We start from the raw sequence: 6,302 nt of genomic DNA on the forward strand, positions 1-6,302 counted from the left end.
TGATGTGGGCGGCATTGATGTTTGCGGTGCTGCTGGCGGTGCTGCTGTCGAGCACATAGTTGCCCGCGTCGCCGCCGCTCAAGCTCAGGCCGGTGATGCTCACGGTCTTCGCGTTGCCCGCGTTCTTGTCCGCAAAGCTGCCGGTGCTCGTGGCGACTGTCAGCGTGTCGCCGGCGACCTTGCCGGAGAAACTGGCACCGGTGGTGTTCAGCGTGGCCGAGGTGTTGCCGTCATAGGTCTTGTTGGCGGCGCTGATGCCGGTGATAGCGCTGATGTGGGCGGCATCGATATTGGCGCTGCTGCTGGCGGTGCTGCTGTCGAGCACATAGTTGCCGGCGTCGCTGCCGCTCAAGCTCAGGCCCGTAATGCTCACGGTCTTCGCGTTGCCCATGTTCTTGTCAGCAAAGCTGCCGGTGGCCGTGGCGACGGTCAAGGTGTCGCCGGCGACCTTGCCGGAGAAGCTGGCACCCGTGGTGTTCAGCGTGGCTGCGGTGTTGCCGTCATAGGTCTTGTTGGCGGCGCTGATGCCGGTGATGGTCACGCCCTTGGGATTCACGGTCAAAGTGCCGGAGTTGCTGCCGAGGTTGTAGCCCAAGGGAGTCAGGCCGCTGATTGAAAAACCGTAGCTGCCTGCTCGCAACGAATTGGAACTTGAGTACAGGGGGCTGCTGACGCTGATACTCACCGGATCTCCGTTGACCACCCCGGCGCTTGAGATCGAGGACGGCGAGTCGCCATAGCTGATGGCTTGGCTGGCGACGCTGACGCTGGGCTGCTCGCGGTAAACGGCATAGATCCCACTGCCCAAGGCGCTGCTGTAGTTGGTCGAGACCTCGTCGCTGTTGTAGCGGAAATTGCCTGAGCCCGATCCGACCAAGGCGGTCAAGCCCGTGCTCCCAGCAATGGCTCCGCTCATCAACGTAGCCCGCCCCCCGGTCCCCACGCTGACGGCGCCGCTGCCGGTAAAGCTCAGATTGCCGCCGGAACTGGAGCCTGCCCCGGTGCTTTGGCCTGCATTGAGTAGCACGGCCGCGCTGCTGGTGTTGGTCGTGGCAATTGCCGCGCTGACTGCCACATCGTTGTCTGCGGACAGCGCGACCGTGCCGCCGCTCAGGCTGATGGGGCTGGACACGGTCAGCGTGTTGCTCGCCCCGGTGATGGAGGCTGAGACATTGCCGCTGCCGGAAATATTGTTACCAATGGTCGTGGAAGCAGCCCGCACAAAGCTCAGATTGGCATTGTTGGCCAGGCTCACCGCCCCGGAGCCCAAAGTGCCGGTGCTGCCGCCACTGCCAATTTGGAGGGTGCCGCCGTTGACTGCCGTGCTGGTATAGGTGTTGGTGCCGATCAAGGTGGTGGCGCCCGCACCGGTCTTGGTCAAGGCCCCGCCGCCAATCACGCCCGACAGCGTGCCGCTGGAGGCCGCGTCAATCGTGAGGCCGGCACTGGCGGCAATTCCGCCGGAGCCACTCACGCTTGCGCCCGACTGCAAATAAAGGCTTCCCACGCTCGAGACCGTGGCGATGTCTGAACTCACCGTCAGGGCCCCGGCGCTGCTGCTGCCCACTTTGGTGCTCGCCGCCGTGATGCGCCCCAACTCTGTGTTGGAAACGCCTAAGGTCAAGGGACTGCCGCTCAGAACGTCCGCGCCGCCGACATCGATCAGGGTGCCGACCGAGCGGTTCTGGATCGTGACGGTGCCGGCACCGGCATTGATGGTTTCGGTACCCGCGCCGAGGTAGCTGTTGGTGGTGAAGGTGATGTTGCCACCCGAGCTGTTGACCGTATTAGCCCCGAGGTTGACGCCCGCCGTGCCAGCGGCCGAGGCCGCTTGGATGCTGACCGCGCCGCCGGACGTGCTGATCGAGCCGCTGCTGAGGTCAACACCATAGGTTCCGGTGCCCGTGGACGAAGATGTACCCTGGATGCTGACCGCGCCGCCCGCCGTGCTGATGTTGACACCGACCACGCCAGTCGAGTTATCGCCCGTGCTGCCGCCCGTGCCAATCAGGGTCACGGTGCCACTGCCACCGGCCACCAGCGAAGCGCCGTACACCCCCGAAATCCCCCTGTTGGGATCATTGGCCGCATTGTTGGCACGGCTGACCCCTGTCACCGAAATGTTCCCGCCGCCCGTGGTCAGTTGGCCTAAGGTGGTATTGAATACGACACCATTCGAATCTTGGCCTAAGGGGCTGCTGTAGCCAAGGATCGTGATGTTGCCGAGGCCGGTCGTGATTTTCGACCAGGCCCCCAATCGCACGCCATGGCCGTATCGATTTGTAGAGGACTGACCGGTCCCGGTGATCGAGACATCGCCGGAGCTCGTGGTGATACTCGCCGAACTATCGAACTCGACGCCACGTACCGAATACACATAGCCGGAGTTCGATGTGCCGGTCAGTGTGACCTTCCCCGCCCCGCTGTTGATGCTCCCGTTCAGGTAAATGCCGTGCCCGTTCGTTGCAGTGCCATAAGCCGAACCCATGCCGTCGCCCGCCGTGCCGCCGCCCAAGGTGACGTAGCCACCATTGCTGCTGATCGCCGAGCCCGAGTTCATGGTGATGGTGCCGCTGCTATTGCCGTCAAAATCACTGTTGAGCAGCACATTGAGCTTGCCAGTGCTGGACGAGATGGACTTGTTGGCGGCGATGGTGATGTCGCCATGCGCCTTCAGGATGAGGGTGGCGTCGCCGCCGGCCGTTTTGGCAATGTGTTCATTGACAGCGATATTGCCCGTGCTGGCACCGGCAGCGCTGGTGGCGATGGTCACGGACGTGCCGCTGTTCAAGCTGGCATTGATGTCGGAGGCCAGAATGACCGAGTCCGTGCCTGCGGTGTAGTTGGCCGAGTAGGCGGTGCCGCTGGCACCGGCGGCGGCGATGGTGATATTGGTGGGGTCGAGCAACCACAGGCCGGCGCGGCCTTGGCGGGCCTGCGTGTTGACCCGAATTCCTTCGGTGTCGAGCAGGTGGCTGGAGGTTTCCACCTGCCCGCCGTTGCCGCCGGCCGCGCCACCCTGGGCGAAGATATGGCCATGGGCCCGGGTGACCGACTCGGGTTTGCTGACATCCGACCACAGCACAACCTTGCCGCCGTCGCCTTGCTGCGTGGCGCTGGCATCGATCAAGGCCCCGGCGTCCATCGTCACGCGCTGCGCTTGAAAGACACCGTTGCTGCCTTGCCAGTCGCCGCCCACCAGCACCTCGCCGCCGCCGCTTGCGCCGCGCGCCAGGGTTTGGCTGTCGGCGCCCAGGGAGATGTGATCGGCCTCCAGCACGATGCGCCCGCCACGGCTGACCATGGAGTCGGCGACCAGGCGGCCGCTTTGCTTGATCACGCCGCCTTGCAATTCCTGCGCGGCCTGGGCCGACAGCAAGATCAGGCCGTCCGGGGCCAGGGCCGCCTGGCGGTTCTCCACCAGGGCATCGATGCTCGACTTGCTAACGAGCAATTGGGTCAGGCGCTCGCCGATGAACTTCAGTTCGATCATCTCGCCGGCGGCCATGGCAATGGCGCCGGCCTTGGCGATCAACACGCCATCATTCAAGACATGGGGGGCCAGCATTGCGATATAGCCGCCCAGTTGGGCGATCAGGCTGCCCTCATTGACAACGCTGCCCCCCGCGCCATTGCGGGCGAAGCTGGTCTTGCCGGCCATGAAGTCAGCGTTCGAGATGCTGTGGGTGGTGGCGGTGAGTGCGCCGACGTCGGCACTCGCTGTAGGGCCGAAATAGATGCCGGCCGGGTTGCTCAAAAAGACCTGGCCATTGGAGGTGATGCGGCCAAAGATTTGGCTGGGCTGTGCATCCAGCACGCGGTTCAAGACCACGCTGGCACTGCTGGGTTGTTTGAAATCGACGCTTGCGTTGGCGCCGAGATTGAAGCTCTGCCAGTCGATGGCGGCGCGTGGGCTGGTTTGCTTGATGTCCAGGCGTGCACCGTTGGACGAGATCAAGGCTTGGCCGGCCACCACTTGCCCGCCTTGCGGCAGCGCGTTCACGGCGGGTGCCGCTTGCGCGCCGGCAAATGCGAAGGCCATTAAGACCGGTAGGCCTCGCAGCGCGAAGAGCAGGGCACCGAAGGCGCCGCTGATGATGCTGCGTTTACCGTGGCCGCGGCTGTTCTCGCTAACCGCGATCCAGCTTCCCATGCTTTCGCTCCATACCAGCCGGTACAGGCGGTTGATGCTGGCATGTTCTTTCATGGCTGGCTATCGGTAACAATTTTGCGACTGAGGACTTACGTTTCCTTCTGCGCCGCGAAGCCTTCCTACCTCTGATGCCTGCATTTTGCTAAACCCCCCTCTTTTTGGGGAGGGCTTTGTCGGCACAAGGTCTTGGGTTTTTGTGCACTAAGTCATGCGCGGGGCTTATGATTTTTTGCCAATCGCTCTTTTGGCGAAACCGAGAAGACAACTGGGTCGAATTCAGGCCGCAGCAGCTTCCCTTTGAAAAATCGACAGATATGCCTCCGGCAGGACGCGATCAGAGAGCTAGGCTGGCCTGCATCCAGACCCTTGTCCGCTGGAGGGTGCCGTCCTGATCCAAGCCCGCGGCATTGGCCAGCGGGTTGTGACCGATGCGCGTCGCGACAGACAGCGCCAGATTCAGTGCGTGGGGGCCGGCCCAGGTCAGGCCCACCCCAAGCCCTTGAAGCGTAGCCTTGTTGACTGTCGGCGCTCCAGGGAAGTTGTTGTCAACATTGACTTGGATGTGGCCCCAGTCGTAGAACACAGCGCCGCGGAAGTTGGCTTGCAACTGCGCGCGCAACTCAAATTTGACGATCTGCCCGCGTGCGCCGCCTGCTTCGCTGGCGGGGTAGGCACGCACCGCTTGTGCCCCGCCGAGAAAAAATTTCTCCGAAGAGTCGAGGTTACGGTCACTGGTTTGACCGGCAATCAAGGCATAGAGCGACAGGTCGGGGCTCAAGAATTGCTGGCGGCTAAAGCTGTAACGCAGTTTGGTGAAGCTCCCCTGCGTCTTGGGGCCGGCCGAGTCGCTTGCGAAACTGGGAGAGCCGCTCAGATTCAGGCGCCCTTGGCTGAGGATCAGTCCTGCCGCGTTGGCGGCGGAGCCCCCCAAGGTGTCAAACAGATTGCCGCTCAGCCCTGCAGAAACGAGGCCTGATGTGTAGTCGCTGCTGGTGCTGCCGTTCGCGTCGTTGCGGAAGTGCTTGTTCTCAATGCTGAGTTGCACCGACAGATTCCGCTCGCGAGTTCGCAATGCGGCAAAGGTAGCGTCCAGGGACCAGGTACGGGCTTCACCCTTGGCCTGCAAGGCCGCAAAGCCCGCCTCGATCAGCCGATATTGCATTCGCGAGGCGTTGACGCTGCCGCGCCAGCCCTGCAAGCCAAGCGGTGCCGACGCGGCGATGTGGGCATAGTCGCTGCCCTTGGTATGGTTAACATCCACGGTCAGCATGTCGCCGACGCCAAGCCAACCGGCCAGACCTAACTTGGCACTCAAACGGTTCTGACCAGTAGAGCGACTGCCGGCGTTGTCGAGACCGGCGTCGCCGAGCAACAGCGCCTCGTCGCTCAATTCGAGCCGCAGATCGGTTTCTCCGGCTTGTGTGCCGGCCACAAAGCTGGCCTTGCTACTGACACCCGGCAGGTCGGCGAGCAGCGCCAGGCCGCGATCAATCGCCGGCATGCGCAATGGCTCGCCGGGGCTTTGTTGCACCAAAATCATGGCCACAGCGCGCGCCTCGTCAAAACGTAGGGTCGTGCCACCTTTCTCAACACGGACCGAGCCAAATCTGGCCTCTTCGATCTGTAAGTGAATGATGCCGTCGGTCACATCTTGCGGAGGCAGGTAGACACGCGCCAGCCAGCCAGCTCGGGCATAGACCTCCGCAATAGCGGCGGCGGCGCGTCGCAGGTCGCTCAGGCCGACGAGCCGGTTCTGATACAGACTCAGGCTGGCCTGCAAAACGTCACTGGCAATGAGCCGATTGCCCTGTAGCTCAAACCGCTGCACCTGCACCTGCCGTCCGCCGGCAGAACCCAGTTCCTGGGGCTGCCTCAAGCGAGGAAGCTCGGCTTGGGAGTGCGTAGTTTCCGGCTGCTTGGTTTGCCTTTGTTGTTGCAACAAACTTCCAGCGTCGACTTGAGCTTGTGCCCATACCAGCGAAGGAAAGAGCAGCAGCCCTGCAGTTGCGATCTGCGCTCTTGTAAGTGCCTTTGGCGCCGGCGTGAGTGAGGGGGTGGGCATAGGGGCATTGTGCACGTAGACGGAATCTTTCTGGTGATGTCCCAGGAGGTGGTGTAAGTTTTTGAGCGAGGCGGCCCAGTGAGGGTG

2 protein-coding genes are annotated in these 6,302 nt (G+C 62.9%); both read right to left on the reverse strand.

Annotated elements, in window-relative coordinates; translation table 11 throughout:
- The coding region (locus ACOVRJ_RS06960) for a YDG domain-containing protein (RefSeq protein WP_422043159.1) at positions 1-4,153 on the reverse strand (4,153 nt) is incomplete at its 3' end.
- A gap of 334 nt (positions 4,154-4,487) precedes the next feature.
- Positions 4,488-6,029, reverse strand: a complete 1,542-nt coding sequence (locus ACOVRJ_RS06965) for a ShlB/FhaC/HecB family hemolysin secretion/activation protein (RefSeq protein WP_422043160.1) — start codon at positions 6,027-6,029, stop codon at positions 4,488-4,490.
- Positions 6,030-6,302: the final 273 nt, after the last annotated feature.

Source organism: Roseateles sp. (assembly GCF_049240545.1).
Taxonomy (GTDB): domain Bacteria; phylum Pseudomonadota; class Gammaproteobacteria; order Burkholderiales; family Burkholderiaceae_C; genus Paucibacter_A.